The sequence below is a fragment of the Lachnospira multipara LB2003 genome (assembly GCF_000702205.1).
Classification (GTDB): Bacteria; Bacillota; Clostridia; order Lachnospirales; family Lachnospiraceae; genus Lachnospira; species Lachnospira multipara_A.
Map to the genome: position 1 here is coordinate 239,683 of NZ_JNKW01000001.1, position 24,385 is coordinate 264,067.

Consider the following 24,385-nt stretch of genomic DNA (forward strand, 5'->3'; position numbering starts at 1 on the left):
TTACAAAGTAAGTTACGACCTAGCGTCATTTGTCGTAAGCACGAAGTGGTTGCGACTTTGTGCGAAGCACATCTAATGGCTGATGTTCCCCCACTTGTAATAACTAGCGAAACTAGTTATTATGTAGCGTCGCGCTGCGCGATGTTAATAAAAAAAGCCCCTGCCTTTTTAAGGGCTGGGGCTTTAATAAATTATTATTCAACGATATATGGCTTTAAAACTGAAAGAATTGTTTCGATGTCATTCTCAGCATGGATGTTTAAATCAATTGGCTTAGAAAGGTCAAGTGAGAAAATACCCATGATTGACTTAGCATCTATAACATATCTTCCTGATACAAGATCAAAGTCCACGTCAAATTTTGTTATATCATTAACAAATGACTTTACTTTATCGATTGAATTTAATGAAATCTGTACTGTTTTCAATGGACTACCTCCTACAATATTTTTTATATATTTATTCTAGCCATTTAAAAAGTCACTGTCAACAGTATTATAAAAAATGAAATGTTAGTATAAGAAAGAGGTTTATTGTGAAGAAAGTTGCATTACATAGCCTTGGATGTAAGGTTAACTCATATGAGACAGAATCAATGGAGCAATTATTTATAAAAGCTGGTTATGAGATTGTCCCTTTTAAGGATGATGTGATGGCTGACGTTTACGTAATTAATACATGTTCTGTAACTAATATTGCAGATAGAAAATCAAGACAGATGCTTCATAAAGCAAAGAAGATGAATAAGGACGCAGTAGTAATTGCCTGCGGATGTTATGTTGAATCTGATAGTGCTGGTGTAATAGCAGATGAATGTGTTGATATTGTAATTGGCAATAATAGAAAATTTAGCGTTGTAGAGGCACTTGAAGCTTACTATAATGACAGCTCATGTAATGTTTTTATGGGCGAAATTAATAAGGATCAAAATTACGAAAATTTATCAATAGATACAGTATCTGAGCATACTAGAGCCTATATTAAGGTTCAGGATGGTTGTAATCAATTTTGTTCTTATTGCATAATTCCTTATGTTAGAGGAAGAATAAGAAGTAGAGAAATTTCAGATATAGTTGAAGAAGTAAAGAAATTAGCAGCAAAGGGCTTTAAAGAAATCGTACTTACAGGTATTCATATAACATCCTATGGTTTGGATTTTGTGAAAAAAAACGACCAAGGATTAAAGAGTGATGACTATCTTGAAGGAGACAATAATAAAAAACATATAGGACTAATTGACGTAATTAAGGCGATTCATGAAATTGATGGCATTGAAAGAATTAGACTTAGTTCTCTTGAGCCAAGAGTAATCACAGATGAATTTGCAAGTGAATTACAGAAATTACCTAAGCTTTGCCCACATTTCCATTTATCATTACAAAGTGGATGTGATAAGACTCTTAAGGCAATGAATAGGAAATATACAACTAAGGAATTTATGGATGGGGTACAAAGACTTAGAAAATACCTTGATAATCCAGCTCTTACAACAGATGTTATTGTTGGTTTCCCTGGAGAAACAGATGAGGATTTTTACGAGTCTTATGAATTCCTAAAAAAAGTTAATTTCTATGAAATGCATGTATTTAAGTATTCTAGACGTAAGGGCACAGTTGCAGATAAAATGCCAAACCAGATTAACGGCAAGGACAAGAATAAGAGAAGTAATTCACTTCTTCTTATGACTAAGGTTAATTCTATAAACTATCGCAAAGATTTTGTAAAAAATACAGAGTTAAGTGATATACTAATTGAGGAATTAGTAGAAATTGATGGCAAAGAATATTATACAGGACTTACTAAGAATTATATTCGTGTAGCTATTGAAAAAGATGAATTTAAGGATTATTCTATAATAAATGGAATGAATTCGCTTATAAATACTATTGTAAATTTTAGACCTGTGGAATTATTATCTGATAATGAAACAGTTCTTGGAAAGTTAGTAAAATAGTAATAGGAGAAGTTATGAAAACTAGAAAAAATGAGGCAGGAATGATTCTTGCTATTGATATGGGTAACACTAATATTGTAATTGGATGCGTTGATAAGGAAAGAGTTATTTTTGAAGAAAGAGTTTCAACAGACCTTTCAAAGACTGAGCTTGAATATGCAATTAGTTTTAAGACAGTACTTGAATTGTATAAAATCGACCCAACTAGTATTAAGGGATCAATTATTTCATCAGTTGTTCCATCCCTTGTAAATATTATAAAGGAAGCTGTAATTAAGACAGTAGGCGTTGTTCCAATGATAGTAGGACCTGGAATTAAGACAGGTCTTAATATACTTATGGATCAGCCAAGACAGGTGGGAAGCGATTTAATAGTTGATGCAGTTGGCGCAATTCATGAATATGGCGCACCAGCAATTATTATTGATCTTGGAACTGCAACAACAATTAGTGTAGTTGATGAAAAATCTAATTATATCGGTGGAGCAATTTTACCAGGAATTAGAGTGTCTCATGATTCTTTAGTTTCACGTACAGCCCAGCTTCCAAAGATTTCTCTAGATGCACCGGAAAAAGCTATTGGAAAAAACACAGTAGATTGTATGAAGAGTGGCTTGGTTTATGGTAATGCAGCTTGCATAGATGGAATGGTAAAAAGAATTGTTAAAGAAGCTGGTTTTGGACAGAATGGTAAGCCTAGGGCTAAGGTTATTGCCACTGGTGGTCTTGCTAAGGTAGTAATTCCACATTGCGAAGAAAAGATTTTAGAGGATCCTGAACTATTAATTAAGGGACTTAAAGTTATTTATGATAAAAATGTAGATTAGGATTTAAGGAGAATAGATATGCTTAAAGGAAAAAATGTTGTACTTGGAGTAACAGGGAGTATAGCAGCTTATAAAATTGCAAATTTAGCAAGTATGCTTGTTAAACAGCATGCTAATGTTGATGTTATTATGACAAAGAATGCAACAAATTTTATTAATCCAATAACATTTGAAACATTAACAGGCAATAAGTGTATTGTAGATACTTTTGATAGAAATTTTCAGTTTAATGTTGAGCATGTATCATTAGCTAAGAAAGCTGATATTTTTATGGTTGCGCCAGCATCTGCTAACGTAATTGGTAAATATGCTAATGGAATTGCAGATGATATGCTTACAACAACCCTTCTTGCTTGCAGATGTCCTATTTATTTTTCTCCAGCAATGAATACTAACATGTATTTAAATTCAATTGTTCAGGAGAACATGGAAAAATTAAAGAGACATGGAGTTAAATTTATAACACCAGCAACAGGAAGACTTGCATGTGATGATGTGGGAATTGGTAAACTCCCATCAGAAGAGATTTTACTTAATGCAATTTTATATGAAATAGCTAAAGAAAAGGATTTAAAGGGCTTGAAAGTGGTTGTTAGTGCAGGTCCTACAAGGGAGAAAATCGATCCTGTAAGATACATAAGCAACAATTCTACAGGCAAGATGGGATATGCAATAGCAGAGGTTGCATCTATGAGAGGAGCAGATGTTACTTTAGTTTCAGGAAAAGTTAATTTGAAAAAATTGGACTATGTTGATACTATAGATGTAGTTAGTGCTAAGGATATGTATGATGCAATAATGGATAGTGCTAAGGATGCAGACATTGTTATAAAGGCTGCAGCTGTTGCAGATTACAGACCAAGCATGGTTTCTGATAACAAGATAAAGAAAAGTGATAATGATATGTCAATTGCACTTGAACGTACAGATGACATTATTGGAACTCTTGGAAAGAATAAGAGAGATGGCCTATTTTTATGTGGTTTTTCAATGGAGACAGAGAATTTATTAGAAAATTCTAGGAAAAAATTAGATAAGAAAAATCTAGATATGATAGTATGTAATAATCTAAAGGTTTCTGGGGCTGGCTTTGGAACAGATACTAATGTTGTAACTTTTATTACTAAGGATGATGTGGAAGAACTTCCAATCCTAAGTAAAACAGAGGTTGCAGACAGAATTCTAGATAAAATATTAGAGGTTAGAAATAGATAGCAAATAAAGGTGGATGGCTAAATGGCTAAAAATAAAAAGGTAATCAAATATAGACGTGGACATGAAAGGTTAATTACATGCGCTACATTTATTGTGATTTTAGTTTACATCGTCTGTTTTGTTTTTTTGTATAATACAAAAAGCGCAGTTAAGACCTATGAAACGACTTTAGGTAGTTTATATGATAGTGAAACTTTTACAGCACTAGCTATTAGAGATGAGAAGATTTATAATTCAGATTATTCTGGATATATAAACTATTACCAAAGAGAAGGAACTAAGGTGGCAAGTGGCGATATTATTTGCTCTGTTGATGAAACAGGAAGGGTTGCAGACCTTTTAGCTAATTATAAGACTGATATAAGCAATGCCTTAAATAGTGACGAACTTGCGGTTTTAAAGGAAACACTTAATAAGTATAAGGTAAATTTTAGCTCAGATTCTTTTAATGAAATTTATAATTTAAAGACTGATTTAAATGCCTCTATATTAACATCAATTAATGAGAATATTATGGCAAACCTTGATTCTTTAATTGAAAGTACAGGGGATTCAAACTTTTTTAACTGTATAAATTCACCAGCATCAGGTGTTGTTATTTATAACACAGATGGATATGAGAATTTTAATGAGGATGGTTTATCTAAGGTTAGTTTTGATAAAAGTAAGTATCAAAAAAATACATTAAAGAATGTAACTTCAAATTCAATGGTTTCATCAGGAGATAATGCTTTTAAGTTAATTGAAAGTGAAAATTGGAATCTTTATGTAGAATTAAGTAAAAATCAGATTAAGAAACTTAATTTAGATGGAACTAATAGAGTAACACTAAATTTTAAATCTGATGGAATTTCTACCGATTGTGATTTTGAAATAATTGAAGTTAACGGAAAATACTATGGAAAAATGTCGCTTTCAAAATATATGATTAGATATGCTACACAGAGATTTATTGATGTTGAAATTGTAGTTGATAGTTCATTAGGAATTAAAGTTCCTGCTTCATCAATTACAAGAAAGGATTTTTATTATCTACCAAAGTCTTATTTAACAAATAGTGGCTCTGATGTGGGCTTTTTAATTAGATATTATGATAAGAATAATTTAGTTGAAACTTTTGTTAGTACTGATATTTATTATACAGATACAGCTGCTACGGAGGATACGGGAGATGATTATGTTTATGTTGATCCTAATGTTTTCCCAAGCACGAACTTTACGCTTTTAAAGACAAATAGTACGGAAAGTTATAGTGATATAAAAATGTCTGAATTACCAGGTGTTTACTGCGTAAATTCCGGCTTTACAGTATTTAAAGTCGCAATAGTTCTTAAACAAAATGATGAATATTTTGTACTAAAGAACAATGTATCAAAGGGTGTTGAACTTTATGATAGAATTGTTTTGGATGCTTCAAAATATAGTGAAGGTCAGCTGATTTATTAGGCGATAATTAATAAATAAAAACATTTATGATGTTTTTAAAATACATATAGGAAGGGCTTAATATGTTATTAACTAATTACAAAGAAGTAGAAGAGAGGGTGAGAAAGGCAGCATCTAGGGTTAATAGAGATCCAAGTGAAGTAACACTTATTGCTGTTAGTAAGACTAAACCAAATGAAATGATTCAGACTTTGTATGATAATGGAGTAAGAGAATTTGGGGAAAATTATGTCCAGGAACTTCATACAAAAATGGAAGAATTACCAGAGGATATTAATTGGCATATGATTGGCCATCTACAAAGAAATAAAGTTAAATATGTAGTTGGCAAAGTTTCCATGATACATTCCGTTGATTCTATTAGACTTGCTAAGGCTATTAGTGATGAAGCAGTAAAGAAAAATGTTATTGTAGAAATTTTACTTGAGGTTAATGTTGGCTTAGAGGAAAACAAATTTGGTTTTAAAGTAGAAGAGGTAGAAGACGCGGTTTGTGAGATCGCTACTTTTCCTAATATTGTAATAAAAGGACTTATGACAAGTGCACCTTATGTAATGAATTCTGAAGAAAATAGACCTATTTTTAAAAAACTAAAAGAATTATTAGTTGACATCAATGGTAAAAACATACATAATGTTAGTATGAGTGTGTTATCAATGGGTATGACCAACGATTTTGAGATTGCCATTGAAGAAGGTGCAACTCACGTTAGAGTCGGTACAGCAATATTTGGAGAAAGAAACTATAATCGATAATTTATTCTTAAATTTATCAAGGTTATGGTAAACGATTTGGATTATAAGGAGAAGAAAAATGGGAGCATTAGATAAGATTTCAAATATGTTCAAATTCTCAGAAGATGATGATTTTGAAGATTACGATGATTACGAAGAAGAAGAAATTGAAGATTTTGAGCCAGGATATGAAGAAGATGAGGAAAGTTCTAAGACAAGAAATTCTTTATTTAAGAATAAAAAAGAAGATGATGTTTCTTTTGATTTAGATAAGAAGAGTAAGTCAAATTCACGAAATAAGATCGTTCCTATTAAGACTCAGATTCCTAAGGAATTAGAGGTTGTTGTGATTAAACCACAGTCAATGGAAGATGCTAAGGAAATTACAGATACATTACTTTATGGTAAAGCTGTTGTACTTAATTTAGAAGGCATTCATGTGGAAATTGCTCAAAGAATTATTGATTATTCTGCTGGTTCAACATATGCTATTAGAGGTAATTTACAGAAGATTACTAATTTTATCTTCCTTGTAACACCTCCTAACGTAGATATTTCAGGTGATATTCCTGAATTAGTTGGTGGCGGAATCGATTTAACTGGTGTTAAATCTAAGACTGAAATTGGTCAAATTTAATAGTATTTTTGCCATCTAAGCATAAGTTTGTTTAGATGGCTTTTTTAGTAAATGTGTTTTGTGGAGGAAGTATGAGTAAGTGTGTTAATGTAAGATATGAGGGAAAGCCTTGTTATGATATTGTTATTGAAAAGGATTTTTCTAAGTTAAAGGATGAATTTAATAAGCTTGGTAAGACAGGAAGAAAAATCTGTATTGTAACTGATAGTAACGTAGGTAAAATTTATTCACAGCAGGTTAAGGAAGAATTGGAAAAAACAGGAAATAGTTGTTTTGTTTATACATTTCCTGCTGGAGAAAAATATAAAGAATTAAATACGGTACAGGATATTTATGAATTTCTTATCAAGAATTCCTTTGATAGAAATGACGTGCTTGCTGCCCTTGGTGGTGGCGTTGTAGGTGACCTTACTGGTTATACAGCAGCAACATATTTAAGAGGTATTGATTTTATTCAGATTCCTACATCACTTTTAGCTCAGGTTGATTCAAGTATTGGCGGAAAGACTGGAGTGGATTTTAGAGGATATAAGAATATGGTTGGGGCTTTTTATATGCCTAAATTAGTTTATATGAATATAGCTTGCCTAAAGACCTTATCTAAGAGATTATTTAATTCTGGCTTTGGTGAAATTATTAAGCATGGCCTAATTAAAGATAAGGACTACTATGAATGGCTTAAAGAATCCTACCAGAAAATCAATGAATTAGATGATGATGCCCTAGAGCAGATGATTTATACTAGCTGCAATATTAAAAGGGATGTTGTTGAAAAAGATCCTAAGGAAAAGGGAGACAGAGCTCTACTAAATTATGGACATACATTAGGTCATGCTATTGAAAAACTACTTGACTTTAAGTGCTACCATGGAGAATGTGTAGTTTTTGGTATGATTGCAGCCCTTAAAATTGACCTAAATAGAGGAAATATAACGGTTAAGGAATACGAAGATGCCCTTAATGTCTTTAAGTCTTATGGCTTTAATTTAACTGTTGAAAATCCTAGCTTTTCAATAGATGACGTTATTCGTGTATCTAAATCTGATAAGAAGGCTGATGCTGGTAAAATTAAATTTATCCGCTTAAATAGTATTGGTGATGCAACAATAGATAAAACTGTATCAGAAGAGGAAATGAAAGCAGCATTAAAGACTGTTTTAATTTAGTGCTTGCTTGGAGGAATGAAAAAATGAAAAAGAGAAGAATTATATATTATATTTTGGCATGTGTTATTTTAACTCAAATTGATCAGATTACTAAGGTAATTACAGAAGCTAAATTAAGCTACGAAGGTTTAAGCATTATCCCTGGAGTTTTTAAGCTTTATTGCATTAGAAATCAGGGTGCTGCTTGGGGAGTTTTAAGCGGTAAGATTAGTTTGTTTGTTGTTATAACATGTCTAATTATTGCAATTGTAACTTATGTAATAATTAGACTCCCAGAAGATAAAAAATATAATTTATTGTTTTGGACATTAACTGTCTTAGTAAGCGGTGCTATTGGTAATTTTATCGATAGAATCAGATTTGGCTATGTTAGGGATTTTCTTTATTTTGAATTGATTGATTTCCCAGTATTTAATGTGGCTGATATATTTGTTACATGTTCAGTAATTGTCCTAATTATTCTTATATTTTTTGTATATAAGGATGAGGATTTTGAATTTTTAAATCTAAAGAAGAAGAACTAAATAGTGAGGTTTTAATGTTACAAGAAGGAAAGAAAGCAAATATTGTTCTTGAAGTGGATATTGAAGATAAGGGAATTAGAATTGATAAATACATTTCTGAGGAATTAGAAGATTATTCCCGTTCAAGGGTTCAAAAAGAAATAGATAATGGGAATGTGTTAGTGGATGGTAAAGTGGTTAAGGCTAATTATAAGTTAACTGGAAAGGAAACAATTAATGTGACTATTCCAGAACTTATTGTACCTGAGATTTTACCTAAAGATATTCCTCTTGATATTGTTTATGAGGATGATGACGTTATCTTAATAAATAAGCCAAAGGGAATGGTTGTACATCCAGCCCCTGGACATATTGATGATACATTAGTTAATGCTTTAATGTATCACTGTAGGGACAATTTATCAGGTATTAACGGTGTTATGCGCCCAGGTATTGTTCATAGAATTGACAGAGATACAACAGGTGTAATTATTGCTTGTAAAAATGATGTGGCCCATAATTTTATAGCAGAGCAGTTAGCCGTTCATTCTATTACAAGAAAGTATTATGCTATTTGTTATAATCAGTTTAAGGAAGAAGAGGGGGTTGTTGATGCTCCAATTGGCAGAAATCCTAACGATAGAAAGAAGATGGCTATAGATAAAAAGAATGGTAAAAGGGCTGTAACCCATTATAAAGTCCTTGAAAACTTAGGAAAATACGCCTTTATTGAGTGCCAGCTAGAAACAGGTAGAACACATCAGATTAGAGTTCATATGGCAAGTATTGGACATCCTCTTCTTGGGGATGAAGTTTATTGTAAGGCAAAATCAAACTTTAATTTAACAGGTCAAACATTACATGCAGGAGTTTTTGGATTTATTCATCCAAGGACTAAAGAATATATGGAATTTAGCGCTGAATTGCCAGAATATTTTAAAAATCTTTTGGAAATTTTAAGAAGTAAAAAAGACAAATAATTCTTTTTTATTCTAGAGGAGATAGTATGAGACGTAGAGATTATATTGATTTGATTTTAAATAGTATTTCAGATAGCTTTGATATTTATCATAACTATCATTTTAAGGATCGTAAATTTGTAGTTTATGCCTATAATAACAAATCAAATGAAAAATTTGAGAGTGCTAATATGGCTAAATTATGGGAATCTAACGCATTTGAACACTTATTTTTTATAAATTGTGATCGCCTTGATGCAGATAAATTTAACGAACTTTACAAATGGACAATTGATAATATTGAGCCCCATTTTGTAAGGGGAGACAAGAGATTCCCTGCTAAAAACCACATGTGTTCTTATATTTCATTTATCATAATTACAAAGGAACCTATAACTTATGAGGTAGAATCCCTTATTAAGAAGAGCAACTATCATAAGAATTATTTATTTGGAGCTAGAGGCTTTGTGGATATTAGAATTGCTGTTATAACTCCAAGTACTGGGGAACTTACAGTTAATAAAAATGGAGCAAAAATTGGAAATTTTCTTAGGGAGTTGTTGCCTATCTCTTAGGTAAAATGCTATAATTATTATATTAAATGAATAATAAAGGGGGTAATTAGAATGAATGAGAAGACTGTTATTACAATAGGTCGTGAATTTGGTAGCGGCGGACACGAAGTGGGTGTTAGACTAGCAAAAAAACTTGGTATAAAGTGTTATGATAAGGAACTTCTAGCAGAAGCTGCTAAAGAAAGTGGAATCGCTGAGGATTTATTCTCATCTCAGGATGAAAAACCTACAAGCTCATTTTTATATTCTTTAGTTATGGACACATATTCTTTAGGTTATTCTAATGCCTATATGGATATGCCAATTAATCATAAGGTCTTTTTGGCTCAATTTGATGCAATCAAAAAAATCGCCGAAAGAGAGTCCTGCGTCATTGTGGGACGTTGTGCAGACTATGCTCTAGAAGATAATCCATTCGCTGTTAATGTATTTATTAAGGCGGATTTAAAATCAAGAATAGAGCGTGTTAAAAAGCTTTATGAATTAAATGATAACAAGGCTGCTGATTATATCCAAAAAACTGATAAAAAGAGAGCTAGTTATTATAATTATTACTCAAGTAAAAAATGGGGAGAAGCAAAGAGTTATGATCTATGTATTAACACAGCAGATGTAGGCATAGATGGTGCTATTGAGCTGATTTTAAAATATATAGAGTTAAAGGAACAAAATATTTAGTTTTTATGTTGGATAAAGGATTTAAAGGTAAGAAAAAATTTGATTTTAAAAAATGGATAACAGGGGGTAATTCAAAACTATATCTTGGATTAATTATAGTTGTATTTTTATTCTTAATGATATCCCTTAGAACAGTAATCAGAATGCATGAAGAAAATATAAGGGATGAAGTTGAGAGTAGTACTGAGGCTGTTACAGAGGATGTTACCCAAGAAGAGAGCCAAGATTCTAATTATGTGGCTAATAACCTTGTGTACTGCATTAAGATTAATAAATCGGAGAATTTTGCAATCATTTACAAAATGGATGATAACAACGAATATACAATTCCAGTTAAGGCCTTTAGTGTTTCAGTTAACGAAGACACACCTCTTGGGGAGACATTTATTTCAAAGAAATCTCTTTGGTGGAAGGTTTCAGATGTATCTTTTTGTAGATATGCATCTAAGTTAGACAATTCGGAAGTTTTATATTCTGCGTCTTATTTTTACAATGATACACCTAATTCTCTTAACAAAAGTTCATACAATAACATTGGTAATCCTTCAATTGATGGCTCAATTCATATGACAGTAGCCAATGCTAGATGGATTTATGAGAATTGTGGAATTAATACACCTGTGTATATTTCAGATGATTTACAGTTAGATGAAGGACTTGAATTAGAGCAGTTTAATAAAGTATCATCAGGTTATGTTGATCCAACAGATGAAAAAAGCAATAGCAGAAAATAAATACAATAAAATATTATAGAATTAATATTATTGTGGTAAAAAAACAAAAATAAATTATGGAATTAATATTATGATAAAAATAGACATTCATGGAATCTGCTGCTTACAAAAAGCAAGTTTTTTAGTAGGTAGTTAAGACCTTGGGTGTCTTTTTTTATGTTTTGTGATATAATGCCATCTGTTTGTAATGAGTCTAATTATAGATTGGAGTGATTTTTTGTTATATATTATTAGACATGGTAAAACAGATTGGAATATGCAAAATAAATTACAAGGTCACATGGATATACCTTTAAATGAAGAGGGTATTCAAATGGCCATTGAATCAGGTAAGAAAAATAAAGATGTACATTTTGATATATGTTTTTGTTCGCCACTTACTAGAGCTAAGCAGACAGCTGCTTATTTTCTAGGAGATAGGAAGGTGCCGGTTATTTATGATGACCGACTTAAGGAAATGAATTTTGGTATTTACGAGGGAGCTCTAAATTATAGAACTGATGAGAATTGTCCAGTTAATGTCTTTTTTAAAGACCCTGCTAATTATAATGGGGTTAAAGATGGAGAGTCTACTAAGGATTTAATGAATAGAACTAAGGATTTTTTAGATACTGTGGTAAATCCAATGCTTAAGGAAGGTAAGGATATTCTTATTGTTGGTCACGGAGCAGCTAATTCAAGTCTTATATGCCAGTTTAGAGGCCTAGGAGTTGAAAAATTCTGGGATGAAGGAATAGAAAACTGCAGATTAATAAAACTATGCTAATTGAGATATTTTATCATATACTCATTGTAACTAATCTAAATAATGTATAGTAAAAATTGCAGCATTTATGCCTTTTTTTGTATTTTTTTGAAAAAATTTGGGATTAGGTATTGAGAAAAATTTATCAATAAATTATTATATAAAGGTAAGGTTTCTATAAATTATTATTAATGGAGGAACATATGATATATTCAACAGAAATTAAAAACATGTGCCCTGTAACACAGGGTGTACATCATGGCGCTGCTCCTATTCCAGAAGAAGCAAAATGGGTACAGGCAAAGAAAATCGAGGATATATCAGGTTATACACATGGTATAGGCTGGTGTGCACCTCAGCAGGGAGCTTGTAAGCTTTCTCTTAACGTTAAAGATGGTATTATTCAGGAAGCTCTTGTAGAGACAATCGGATGTTCAGGAATGACTCATTCAGCAGCTATGGCTTCTGAAATTCTTCCAGGACTTACACTCCTTGAAGCTCTTAACACAGACTTAGTTTGTGATGCTATTAATACAGCTATGAGAGAACTTTTCTTACAGATAGTTTATGGTAGAACACAGAGTGCATTCTCTGAAGATGGTCTTCAGATCGGTGCTGGTCTTGAAGATTTAGGTAAGGGTGCTCGTTCTATGGTTGGTACTACATACGGTACATTAGAAAAGGGTCCTCGTTATCTTGAACTTACAGATGGTTATATCACAGACATCGCTTTAGATGAAGATGATGAAATCATTGGTTATAAGTTCGTTAACTTTGGTAAGATGATGGATTTCTTAAAGGCTGGCGACGACGCAGAAACAGCTTTAAAGAAGGCATCTGGTCAGTATGGTAGAGTTGATGATGCGGTTAAGTTCGTTGACCCAAGAAGACAGTAATAGGAGGATATTAAACATGGCATTATTTGAATCATATGAAAGAAGAGAGCCACAGATCCTCGCTGCTTTAAAGGAATATGGCATCTCATCAATTGAAGAATGTAAAGAAATTACAGACGCTGCTGGTATCGATGTATATCACTTAATCGAAGGTATCCAGCCAATTTGTTTTGAAAATGCAAAGTGGGCTTACACAGTAGGTGCTGCTATTGCTATTAAGAAGGGTTGTAGAAAGGCTTCTGAAGCTGCTGCTGCAATCGGTGAAGGTCTTCAGGCATTTTGTATTCCAGGTTCTGTAGCTGATCGTCGTAAGGTTGGTTTAGGACATGGTAACTTAGGTAAGATGCTTCTTGAAGAAGATACAGAATGTTTCGCTTTCTTAGCAGGTCATGAATCATTCGCTGCTGCTGAAGGTGCTATCGGTATCGCTGAAAAGGCTAATAAGGTTCGTAAGACTCCATTAAGAGTTATCTTAAACGGTCTTGGTAAGGATGCTGCTCAGATTATTTCTCGTATCAATGGTTTCACATATGTTGAAACACAGTACGATTATAAGACTGGTGAATTAAAGGAAGTATTTAGAAAGTGCTATTCTAAGGATGCTAACTCTCCAAGAGCTAAGGTTAACTGCTACGGCGCTAACGATGTTCAGGAAGGTGTTGCAATTATGTGGAAGGAAAATGTTGATGTTTCTATCACAGGTAACTCAACTAACCCTACAAGATTCCAGCATCCAGTAGCTGGTACATACAAGAAGGAAAGACTTGAAGCTGGCAAGAAGTACTTCTCAGTTGCTTCAGGTGGTGGTACAGGTCGTACACTTCACCCAGATAACATGGCTGCAGGTCCTGCTTCATATGGTATGACAGATACAATGGGTCGTATGCATTCAGATGCTCAGTTCGCTGGTTCTTCATCAGTTCCTGCTCACGTAGAAATGATGGGTCTCATCGGTGCTGGTAACAACCCAATGGTAGGTATGACAGTTTCAACTGCTGTATCTATCGAAGAAGCTGCTAAGGCTGGTAAGTTCTAAGATTAGAACTTAAAGTTATTATTTAATTAAATTCTAGAGCACGTTATGCTATGCATAACGTGCTTTTTTTATTGTATGGGATATAAATGGGAAAAGTTTGATAGAGGGTGGATTGACAGAGTATAAGACTTGCTAGAAGGAGGTGATTTGACATAGCTGGTTGTTTGATAAAGTGGATGATTTAATACTTAGCTTGTTGGATAATAGTGTTTTATGGGAATTATACAGCAAAATCATAGGAAATTATACAATTGCTGTGTGGTTTAGGAGAATTACATGGATTAGTACAGCAAAATCATAGGAAATTACATATTTGCTGTGTGGTACGGGCGAATTGCTTGAATTGGTACAGCAAATTTGCCTCAAAGTGCAATTTTGCTGTATCCTGACTAACGAATCTAGACGTTCTAGTTAATCTGGCATTCAAGCCAAGCTAGTTATTCAAGTATTCTGGCATTCAAGCCACGCTAGTTATTCTAATTAATCTAATTATACTAACTTTTCTAATTATGTGAATTCTAATCTGTTCAATTATAAACAAGTAAATTCTAGTTGCTACAATTATAAACAAGTAAATTCCAATCCCTTCAATTATAACTACATGTATCATTCTATTTTCTTGAATCATAGTAGGTTTATATACAAAAAAAGCTCTAGCGTAAGCTAGAGCTTTTTTGTGCTTTATAGTTATAATTTAATCTTCATCCTCTTCAGCGGCAATTACACCTGAAATTACAGATATTAGAACTACGCTTGCAATAATTGCCATTGAAACACCAATAATTGGTCCAATAAATAATAAAAACATTATGTCACGACCTCCATTCATAGATTAGTTTAATTATATATCTAAATTTAGACATTTTCAAGTTTTAGAGCGCTTTTTTAAGATTTTTATTAGCTGTTGATAACATAAGTTTAATTCTATTTAGCTGGTTAACTTCTGATGCGCCTGGATCGTAATCTACTGCTATTATGTTTGATTCAGGGAATGCTGCTCTTAATTCCTTAATTACACCCTTACCAACAATATGATTTGGTAAACATGCAAATGGCTGACAACAAACAATGTTTCCTGCGCCATTATGGATTAACTCAATCATTTCACCTGTTAATAACCAACCTTCACCTGTCTGATTTCCTAATGAAACTAAATCCTTAGCTAGGTTTGCAGTATCCTTAATTGATGATGGTGCATCAAAACGCTTACTTTCTGCGAGAGCCTTGTTACCTTCTTTTCTAAACCACTCTAGGAATTTGATTAATGAATTACCAATAAATGCTGTTTTCTTTGGAGCACCAAGGTATTCATGCTTAAAGTTAGTGTTTTCAAGAGAGTAGAGTAAAAAGCCCATTAAATCTGGTACTACAGCTTCAGCACCTTCAGCTTCAAGTAAATCTACTAAGTAATTGTTAGCAGCAGGCATGAATTTAACTAAGATTTCACCTACAATACCAACTCTTGGTTTCTTAATATCAAGTAATGGTATTTCATCGAAGTCCTTAACGATTCCGTGTAAGTTCTTATTAAATTCTTTCATGTTAACTTTCTTCTTAGTTAACTGATCAATACAAATCTTCTTCCATTTTTCATGAAGAGCGTTAACAGAGCCAGGAACAGCTTCGTAAGGTCTTGTTCTATAAACAACGTTCATAAATACGTCACCGTATTCAATTGCCATCATAGCTTTCTTTAGCATTGGAACAGTTACCTTAAATCCTGAGTTTTTCTCAAGACCCTGAGCTGATAATGAAATTACAGGGACATTAGGAAGACCAGCTTTTGTAAGGGCTCTTCTAATAAATCCAATATAATTTGAAGCTCTACATCCACCACCAGTCTGTGAAATGATTATGGCTGTCTTTGTCATATCATATTTGCCAGAAAGTACAGCATCCATAATCTGACCAACTACCATAAGTGAAGGATAGCAAGCATCGTTATTAACATACTTTAATCCCACATCAACAGCAGACTTATTGTCATTATCAAGAACAACAAAATTATATCCGCATGAATTAAGTGTTGGTGCTAATAAATCAAAGTGAATTGGTGACATCTGAGGGCAAAGAATAGTGTAATTCTTACGCATCTCTTCTGTAAATTCAATCTTCTTAAATGCTGCTGATTCGATTTTTCTCTTATAATTGTGCATTTCACGTACGCGAAGGGCAGCAATAAGGGAACGAACACGAATTCTTGCAGCTCCTAAGTTGTTAACTTCGTCAATCTTAAGTACTGTATAAATTTTACCAGCCTTTGTAAGAATATCATTTACTGCATCTGTTGTAACAGCATCAAGACCACAACCAAATGAGTTAAGCTGAATTAAATCAAGTTGTTCATTAGTTCTTACATAACTTGCTGCGGCATAAAGTCTTGAGTGATACATCCACTGATCCATTACAACTAAAGGTCTATCAACCTTACCAAGGTGTGAAATAGAGTCTTCTGTTAGTACTGCAATACCATAAGAATTAATTAATTCTGGAATACCGTGGTTGATTTCTGGATCAACATGATAAGGTCTACCAGCAAGTACAATACCACGTTTACCAGTTTCTTCTAGGTATTTAATAACTTCTTCACCCTTAGTTCTAACATCAGCCTTAGCCTGCATTAATTCATCCCAAGCATGGCTAACAGCAGCCTTTACTTCTTTTGCTGGAATATCACTTAATTCCTCAATAAGTCTCTTTGTAAGAATTTCTTTATTCTCAAAAGTCATAAATGGATTTCTAAAGTCAATATGTTCTGTCTTTAATTCTTCCACGTTATTCTTGATATTTTCTGCATAAGAAGTAACGATAGGGCAGTTGTAGTGGTTGTTAGTATTTTCAATTTCCTTATGTTCATATGGGATACAAGGATACCATATGAATTTAACACCATTTTTAATTAACCATGAAATGTGACCATGGGCTAATTTGGCTGGATAACACTCTGACTCTGATGGAATTGATTCAATACCAAGTTCGTAAATCTTACGTGTTGAGCTTGGTGATAATACAACTCTGTATTTTAAGTCATTAAATAATGTAAACCAGAATGGGTAGTTCTCATACATGTTAAGAACTCTTGGAATACCTACAGTACCACGAGTTGCCTCAGCTTCGCTAAGTGGTTCGTAGTCAAATAATCTATGTAATTTATAATCAAAAAGGTTTGGAAGTTTATCTTTACTCTTTTCTTTTCCAAGACCTCTTTCACATCTATTACCTGTAATAAATCTTCTGTTACCAGAGAATTTATTAATTGTTAAATGACATTGGTTTGTACATCCCTTACATCTTGTAAGAGTAGTTTCATATGTTAAGTTGTTAATCTGATCAATTGAAAGCATTGATGTATCAGAGATTCCATCGTATCTTTCTCTAGCAATTAAAGCAGCACCAAAGGCACCCATAATACCAGCAATATCAGGTCTAATAGCTTCTACACCTGTGATTTTCTCGAAAGAACGAAGTACAGCATTGTTATAGAAAGTACCACCCTGTACAACTATATGCTTACCTAAATCACCTGGATCAGAAATCTTAATAACCTTATAAAGGGCGTTCTTAATTACAGAATATGCTAAACCTGCAGAAATATCAGCTACTTCAGCACCTTCTTTTTGAGCCTGCTTAACCTTTGAATTCATAAATACAGTACAACGTGTACCAAGGTCAATTGGGTATTTTGCAAATAATGCTTCCTTAGCAAAATCCTGAACTGTGAAGTTAAGGCCCTTAGCAAAAGTTTCAATAAATGAGCCACATCCTGATGAACATGCTTCATTTAACTGTACTGAATCTACTGTCTGATTTTTAATCTTGATACATTTCATATCCTGTCCACCAATATCGATGATACAGTCAACTTCTGGATCAAAGAATGCAGCTGCATAGAAATGAGAAACAGTTTCTACTTCGCCTTCATCAAGCATAAGAGCAGCCTTAATTAAAGCTTCACCATAACCTGTTGAACATGATGAAACAATCTTAGCCTTAGGATTAATTCTAGAATAAATCTCTTTAATAGCCTTAATTGTAGTTGCAAGTGGTGAACCGTTGTTGCTTGAATAAAATGAGTAAAGTAAGTTACCATCTTCATCAACTAAGGCAACCTTTGTAGTTGTTGAACCAGCATCAACACCTAAATAGCAGTTTCCTTCATAGCTTTCAAGAGGTGCAGTCTTTACTTTATGTGAATTATGTCTATTTAAAAATTCATCGTATTCAAGCTGATTTTTAAATAGAGGCTCCATTCTAGCTACTTCAAATTCAAGTTGAACTTTGTTTTGTAATTTTGTGATGATCTGGTCAACTGGCATAAATACATTCTCATCATAGTTCATTGCTGAACCAACTGCTGCAAAAAGATGTGAGTGGTCTGGTGCAATGATGTTCTCAGGGCCAAGGCTTAGGGTTCTAATAAAGCAGTTTCTAAGCTCTGAAAGGAAGTGAAGTGGTCCACCAAGGAATGCAACATTTCCTCTAATTGGCTTACCTTGAGCTAAACCTGAAATAGTTTGATTTACTACAGCCTGGAATACTGAAACAGCTAAGTCTTCCTTAGTTGCGCCTTCATTAATTAATGGCTGAATATCTGTTTTTGCAAATACACCACATCTAGCTGCGATAGGATATATTGATTTATAATTTTTAGCGTATTCATTAAGACCTGTGGCATCTGTATGTAGAAGAGTTGCCATTTGATCAATAAAGGAACCTGTACCACCAGCACAAATACCATTCATTCGCTGGTCAATACCGTTAGTAAAATAAATAATCTTGGCATCTTCACCACCAAGTTCAATGGCAACATCACATTGTGGAGCATAATCTTGTAATGCAGTCGAAACCGCAACAACTTCCTGTGTAAAAGGTACTCCAAGTGCCCCTGCAAGAGTAAGTCCACCAGAACCTGTAATTACGGGATAAATCTCGAACTGGCCAAGTTTTTCCTTAGCTTTTACAAGTAGTGATTGTAGGGTTTCTTGAATGTTGGCAAAGTGACGTTCATAATCTGAAAAAAGAATTGCATTAGAATCGTCCAAGATAGCAATTTTAACTGTTGTTGAACCAATATCAATACCTAATTTATATCTATTCATATCTATTCGTATCTATTGCGGCAAATTCCGCTCCTCCTAATGTATAATTTATGCTACAAATAACCTCATAGGGATAATTATATAAATATAATAAAAAAATAAGATTAATTGAGTGCAATCTGATTTATTATAGTAAAAAAAAGGTTAAATTTCAACTGTATACAATTTCTTTATTTGACAAAGGATAGATGTATTTTTTATACTAATGTTAGTGATGTCTAGTTAATGTGATTTGTTAATTAGATTTTTGTTTGCAGTAATGAATACTGCCTATTTTGACTTATATTAATACTAGAGGTGAACACATATGAATTTTATGGACAAAATGGAAAGAAAGTTTGGTAAGTATGCGATACCTAATTTGATGTATTACATCATTATCCTTTATATTGTTGGATATATATTAAGGGTATCGGCCGGTCTTACAGGTATTGACCTTTATAGTTCTTTTCTTTCATTAAACTTTAAGATGATCTTTAGAGGTCAGGTGTGGAGATTAGTTACATTTATTATTCAGCCACCAAACACTAGATTGCTGTTCATATTTTTTGCATTATACTTTTATTATATGATAGGAACAAGCCTAGAAAGATTATGGGGCTCATTTAGATTTAATGTGTATTTCTTTAGTGGTGTAATTTTTAATATTATTGCAGCACTAATTATTTACCTTGTTTGGGGTGCTAACTTCGAGCTTAATACATATTTTATCAATTTGGCTTTATTTATGGCTTATGCTGTAGAGTTTCCTGATATGGAAGTATTATTGTTCTTTATTATACCTATAAAAATCAAATGGCTTGGCATCTTAGATGCACTTTTCCTTGCATTTGAGATTATAGGTGGTTATGCAGCACTTATAGCATATAATACAGGTAATACTATTTTATTTATGAGGCTACTTTTTAATTACGGCTTACACTGGTTTTTAGCCACATCAGCATTAGTTGCTATGATTAATTTCTTTATTTTTATGATGCTTACGCTTAAAAAACCAGGAAAAACTAGAACTCAGAAAAACTTCCGCAAGTTCAATAAAGGAATGGATAAAGATTCCTTTGGAGATCGTTTTTCTAATGCTAGAAATGAAAAAACAACTTGGGAGAACACAGGTTACAGACCAATTAATCCTAAGGGAGCACGTCATAAGTGTGCACTTTGTGGTAGATCAGAGCTTGATGGTGATTTAACATTTAGATTTTGTTCAAAATGTAATGGGGAATATGAATATTGTCAGGATCATTTATATACTCATGTTCATGTTAAATAGCTTTTTATTTATATAAATAATGCTTGATTTATCGGCAGTGCTATATTATAATGACAGATGTTTTTGGTTAAATTTAAGTAGAATTAGATATTAGAAGAATTTCGGAGGAAAGTATGAAGAAGACTAAGATTATTTGTACAATGGGTCCTAATACTAACGACAGAGAACTTATTAAGAAGTTAGCATTAGCAGGAATGGATGTAGCTAGATTTAATTTTTCCCATGGTGATCATGAAGAACAGGCAGGCCGTATGGCTTTAGTTAAGAGCGTAAGAGAGGAAATCGGTAAGCCTATCGCAACACTTCTTGATACAAAGGGTCCTGAAATCAGAACAGGTTCAGTAGCAGGTGATAAGAAGGTAACTTTAGTTGCAGGTCAGAAGTATACACTTACAACTAAGGAAGTTGAAGCAACAGATAAGATTAACTGTATTACATACGCAGGTCTTCCTGAAGATGTAACAACAGGTAACACAATCCTTATTGATGATGGTTTAATTGAACTTTGCGTTGACGAAGTTGTTGATGGTACAGATATTATTTGTACAGTAGTTAATGGTGGTGAATTAGGTTCTAAGAAGGGTGTTAACGTACCTAACGTATCTATTAAGCTTCCAGGTATTACAGATAAAGATAAAGATGATATCGTATTTGGTATCGAGCAGGGATTTGATTTCATTGCAGCTTCATTCGTTCGTAATGCAGCTTGTATTCAGGAAATCAAGCAGTTATTATGGTCTCATGACGCTGATATCCCAGTAATCGCTAAGATCGAGAATGCTGAAGGTATTGAGAACTTAGATGAAATTATTAAGGTTGCTGATGGTATCATGGTTGCTCGTGGTGATATGGGTGTTGAAATTCCAGCTGAAGATGTTCCAGGTATCCAGAAGGAAATCATTGCTAAGTGTAATGCTGCATTTAAGCCAGTTATTACAGCTACACAGATGCTTGATTCTATGATTAGAAATCCACGTCCTACAAGAGCTGAAGTTAACGATGTTGCTAACGCTATTTACGATGGTACAGACGTTGTTATGTTATCAGGTGAAACAGCTAATGGTAAATACCCATTAGAAGCTCTTACAATGATGGCTAAGATCGCTGAGAAGACAGAACAGAACATCGAATACAACAGAAACTTAACTAACGTTCACACTAAGAGAAACGTATCTTCTGCAGTATGTAACGCTTCTGTTCAGACAGCAGCTAACTTAGGTGCTAAGGCAATTATTTGTCCTACTATTTCTGGTTTCACAGCTAGATTAACATCTAAGCTTAAGCCAGCAGCAGAAGTTATTGGATGCTCACCATACGATAACGTTCTTAGAAAGATGCAGCTTTACTGGGGAGTTAGACCAGTTAAGTCAGCTACAGAAACTAACACAGATAAGATTATTGAACATGCTGTAGAAGTTTCAGAGCAGGCTGGTTATATTGAAGAAGGCGATACAGTTATTATTTCAGCAGGTATTGCTACAACATCTGCTCCAACAGCTAAGCGTGGCTTAACTAATACAATGAGAGTAGTAACACTTTAATGAATATATTAAAGTTTATAGGCAGGGGGCTAATTTGGCTTCCTGCCGTTTTTGTAGCTATTGCTATTTTTTCGTTTTCTGCCCAGGACGGAGATGAATCACAGAGTTTAAGTGACAAAGCTGCTGATTGTATCTTAACTAGCTGTGACAAGATAGGATTTGTTGATTATATTAATTCAGATAATCAAGAAGAAATGATAGAAAATATTTCTACACCAATTAGAAAAATGGCACATATGACTGAATTTGGCGTGCTTACAATGTGTATTTTTATTGCATTTATGTATGATGGATTGTATTTTAAATTATCTAGAATTTGTAGTTTGCTTATGTGCGTATTATGGGCAAGTTTAGATGAGATTCATCAGCTTTATGTGCCTGGTAGAGCAGGTAGATTTTTAGATGTATGTATTGATACAGGTGGAGCTTTAGTTTTTATTTGGATTGTAAGTTTCATTCATCATCATTTGGAAGTAAAGAAGGAAAAAGCTATTTATAGCGAATTAAATTAAAAATGATAAAAGCTTGCTTTACTTTTTAAAATGTTTGTGATAATGTAGATAAAGGTTTATTTAATTAAGCCTTAATTAAATATTTAAAGCGTTGATGGAAACAAGTAGGAATTTGTGGAAGCTACAGAAAATTGCCGGTTGATGAGAGGCGTTAGGGAAAGCAGGTTTTGAATACCTTCCGGAGTGTTTAACTGAAATTATAATTCTTGTTTTGAAGATATACATTTTCTAAGGATTATAAGACTAGGAGCGACGTATTGGTACACGTTATAGTACTAAGAGTTAAGAATTAGGCTTTATTGTAACTGGCTTAATTTAAGACTTGATGAGGCAGGAAGCGTGAGCTTTTTGTGAATAAAGGTGGTAACACGGGATTTCACTCTCGTCCTTTTTTATAAAAGGGCGGGAGTTTTTTTATTTTGTATAATAAAAACTTTTCTTCACTCTCGTCCTTTACTTTGTAAAAATTAATTTTTAGGAGGTTTGTAAATGGGTATTTACGAAGAATTAGTTGCTAGAGGCTTAATTGCTCAGGTAACAGACGAAGAAAGAATTAGAGATTTAGTAAACAACGGTAAGGCTACATTCTATATTGGTTTTGACCCAACTGCTGATAGTCTTCATGTAGGTCACTTCATGGCTCTTTGTCTTATGAAGAGACTTCAGATGGCTGGTAATAAGCCTATCGCTTTAGTAGGTGGCGGTACAGGTATGATTGGTGATCCTTCTGGTAGAACTGATATGAGAAAGATGTTAACTCCAGAAACTATTCAGCACAACTGTGATTGCTTTAAAAAGCAGATGGAAAAATTTATCGATTTTTCAGATGGTAAGGCTTTAATGGTTAATAACGCTGATTGGTTAATGAAGTTAAATTATATCGATGTGTTAAGAGAAGTTGGTGCTCATTTCTCAGTAAATAACATGCTTCGTGCAGAATGCTATAAGCAGAGAATGGAAAAGGGCTTATCTTTCCTTGAATTTAACTACATGATTATGCAGGCTTATGATTTCTATATGTTATACCAGAAGTACGGTTGTAACTTAGAGTTTGGTGGCGATGATCAGTGGTCTAACATGCTTGCTGGTACAGAACTTATTAGAAGAAAACTAGGTGAAGATGCTTCAGCTATGACAATTACTCTATTACTTAACTCTGAAGGTAAGAAGATGGGTAAGACAGCTTCAGGTGCTGTTTGGCTTGATCCTGAGAAGACTTCTCCATACGAATTCTACCAGTATTGGAGAAATGTAGGTGATAATGATGTTCTTAAGTGCATCAGAATGCTTACATTCTTACCACTTGAAGAAATTGATGAGATGGATAAGTGGGAAGGCGCTCAGCTTAACAAGGCTAAGGAAATACTTGCATTTGAGCTTACAAAGTTAGTTCATGGTGAAGAAGAGGCTAAGAAAGCTGAAGAAACTGCAAAATCTATCTTTAGTGGTGCAGGTGCTGCTGCCAACATGCCAGAAGCTAAGATTGATGAAGAAAAATTTGTAGATGGCGCAGTTAATGCTATTACAGTTGTTGTTTCAGCAGGCCTTGCAACATCTAATTCAGAAGCTAGAAGAGCTATCCAGCAGGGTGGTGTAACAATCGATGGAAACAAAGTTACAGACATTAACGAAACTTATACAAAGGATAGATTTGAAGGCGAAGGAATCGTAGTTCAAAAGGGTAAGAAGAAGTTTGTAAGACTTAGTCTTTAATAACAAATAACAAATAATAAATAATAAATAACAAATAATAAACAGATGATATTTCAAGCTCCTATATAAGAGATTCATACGGGTCTTTTTTATGGGAGCTTGTTTTTATTTTTTTAATTGTGTATAATATCCATATAAATAAAGT

Annotated in this window: 21 protein-coding genes; 19 read left to right on the forward strand and 2 right to left on the reverse strand. The window is 33.4% G+C overall.

The features are described from left to right. Positions 1-194: 194 nt before the first annotated feature. The gene (locus tag T537_RS0101095; protein ID WP_027437606.1) at positions 195-428 is read right to left on the reverse strand and encodes an HPr family phosphocarrier protein; all 234 of its coding nucleotides are present in this window, start codon (positions 426-428) and stop codon (positions 195-197) included. A gap of 107 nt (positions 429-535) precedes the next feature. Here T537_RS0101095 and mtaB point away from each other — a divergent pair, with 107 nt between their 5' ends. The 15 genes from mtaB (at position 536) to T537_RS0101170 (ending at position 14,105) form a co-directional block, all read left to right on the forward strand. After that, entirely contained in the window at positions 536-1,954 is a 1,419-nt protein-coding gene (gene mtaB / locus T537_RS0101100) for a tRNA (N(6)-L-threonylcarbamoyladenosine(37)-C(2))-methylthiotransferase MtaB (RefSeq protein ID WP_027437605.1), read from the forward strand. Between the two features lie 41 nt (positions 1,955-1,995). Then, positions 1,996-2,781: a type III pantothenate kinase gene (locus tag T537_RS0101105; RefSeq protein ID WP_027437604.1), complete on the forward strand. Its 786-nt coding sequence runs from the start codon at positions 1,996-1,998 to the stop codon at positions 2,779-2,781. 18 nt (positions 2,782-2,799) lie between these two features. Further along, a complete protein-coding gene (gene coaBC / locus T537_RS0101110; protein WP_031555749.1) occupies positions 2,800-3,996 on the forward strand; it encodes a bifunctional phosphopantothenoylcysteine decarboxylase/phosphopantothenate--cysteine ligase CoaBC in 1,197 nt (398 codons plus the stop codon). A 21-nt stretch (positions 3,997-4,017) separates the two neighbouring features. Beyond that, complete coding sequence (locus T537_RS0101115) at positions 4,018-5,442, forward strand: biotin/lipoyl attachment domain-containing protein (protein ID WP_027437602.1); 1,425 nt, start codon at positions 4,018-4,020, stop codon at positions 5,440-5,442. A gap of 62 nt (positions 5,443-5,504) precedes the next feature. Beyond that, positions 5,505-6,197 (forward strand): YggS family pyridoxal phosphate-dependent enzyme, encoded by a 693-nt coding sequence (locus T537_RS0101120; protein WP_027437601.1) that lies wholly within the window; start codon positions 5,505-5,507, stop codon positions 6,195-6,197. 58 nt (positions 6,198-6,255) lie between these two features. Then, positions 6,256-6,813: a cell division protein SepF gene (locus T537_RS0101125; protein WP_027437600.1), complete on the forward strand. Its 558-nt coding sequence runs from the start codon at positions 6,256-6,258 to the stop codon at positions 6,811-6,813. 71 nt (positions 6,814-6,884) lie between these two features. Then, positions 6,885-7,979, forward strand: coding sequence for a 3-dehydroquinate synthase (gene aroB, locus T537_RS0101130; protein WP_031555751.1), 1,095 nt, complete (start codon positions 6,885-6,887; stop codon positions 7,977-7,979). Positions 7,980-8,002: 23 nt separating this feature from the next. Next, on the forward strand, positions 8,003-8,503 hold the full coding sequence (lspA, locus tag T537_RS0101135) for a signal peptidase II (RefSeq protein ID WP_031555754.1): 501 nt from the start codon (positions 8,003-8,005) through the stop codon (positions 8,501-8,503). Between the two features lie 14 nt (positions 8,504-8,517). Next, complete coding sequence (locus T537_RS0101140) at positions 8,518-9,462, forward strand: RluA family pseudouridine synthase (protein ID WP_031555756.1); 945 nt, start codon at positions 8,518-8,520, stop codon at positions 9,460-9,462. A gap of 26 nt (positions 9,463-9,488) precedes the next feature. Then, positions 9,489-10,016, forward strand: coding sequence for a DUF8052 family protein (locus tag T537_RS0101145; RefSeq protein ID WP_027437596.1), 528 nt, complete (start codon positions 9,489-9,491; stop codon positions 10,014-10,016). A 51-nt stretch (positions 10,017-10,067) separates the two neighbouring features. After that, the gene (locus T537_RS0101150; protein WP_027437595.1) at positions 10,068-10,694 is read left to right on the forward strand and encodes a cytidylate kinase-like family protein; all 627 of its coding nucleotides are present in this window, start codon (positions 10,068-10,070) and stop codon (positions 10,692-10,694) included. Between the two features lie 5 nt (positions 10,695-10,699). Then, entirely contained in the window at positions 10,700-11,428 is a 729-nt protein-coding gene (locus T537_RS0101155; protein WP_031555760.1) for a L,D-transpeptidase family protein, read from the forward strand. 217 nt (positions 11,429-11,645) lie between these two features. Beyond that, complete coding sequence (locus T537_RS0101160) at positions 11,646-12,194, forward strand: histidine phosphatase family protein (protein WP_027437593.1); 549 nt, start codon at positions 11,646-11,648, stop codon at positions 12,192-12,194. Positions 12,195-12,376: 182 nt separating this feature from the next. Continuing rightward, on the forward strand, positions 12,377-13,069 hold the full coding sequence (locus tag T537_RS0101165) for an iron-sulfur cluster assembly scaffold protein (RefSeq protein ID WP_027437592.1): 693 nt from the start codon (positions 12,377-12,379) through the stop codon (positions 13,067-13,069). Positions 13,070-13,085: 16 nt separating this feature from the next. Beyond that, positions 13,086-14,105, forward strand: coding sequence for a GGGtGRT protein (locus tag T537_RS0101170; RefSeq protein WP_027437591.1), 1,020 nt, complete (start codon positions 13,086-13,088; stop codon positions 14,103-14,105). A gap of 872 nt (positions 14,106-14,977) precedes the next feature. Here the strand turns inward: T537_RS0101170 and T537_RS0101180 are convergent. After that, on the reverse strand, positions 14,978-19,204 hold the full coding sequence (locus T537_RS0101180) for a 2-hydroxyacyl-CoA dehydratase (RefSeq protein ID WP_027437590.1): 4,227 nt from the start codon (positions 19,202-19,204) through the stop codon (positions 14,978-14,980). 307 nt (positions 19,205-19,511) lie between these two features. Here T537_RS0101180 and T537_RS0101185 point away from each other — a divergent pair, with 307 nt between their 5' ends. The 4 genes from T537_RS0101185 to tyrS all read left to right on the forward strand — a co-directional run bounded on the left by T537_RS0101185 (position 19,512) and on the right by tyrS (position 24,240). After that, complete coding sequence (locus T537_RS0101185) at positions 19,512-20,474, forward strand: rhomboid family protein (RefSeq protein ID WP_027437589.1); 963 nt, start codon at positions 19,512-19,514, stop codon at positions 20,472-20,474. Between the two features lie 113 nt (positions 20,475-20,587). After that, positions 20,588-22,015 (forward strand): pyruvate kinase, encoded by a 1,428-nt coding sequence (pyk, locus tag T537_RS0101190; RefSeq protein ID WP_031555763.1) that lies wholly within the window; start codon positions 20,588-20,590, stop codon positions 22,013-22,015. Next, complete coding sequence (locus T537_RS0101195) at positions 22,015-22,527, forward strand: VanZ family protein (RefSeq protein ID WP_051554929.1); 513 nt, start codon at positions 22,015-22,017, stop codon at positions 22,525-22,527. The genes pyk and T537_RS0101195 overlap by 1 nt, the downstream gene beginning before the upstream one ends. A 489-nt stretch (positions 22,528-23,016) precedes the next feature. Beyond that, entirely contained in the window at positions 23,017-24,240 is a 1,224-nt protein-coding gene (gene tyrS / locus T537_RS0101200; protein ID WP_027437587.1) for a tyrosine--tRNA ligase, read from the forward strand. The last annotated feature ends 145 nt before the right edge of the window (positions 24,241-24,385 follow it).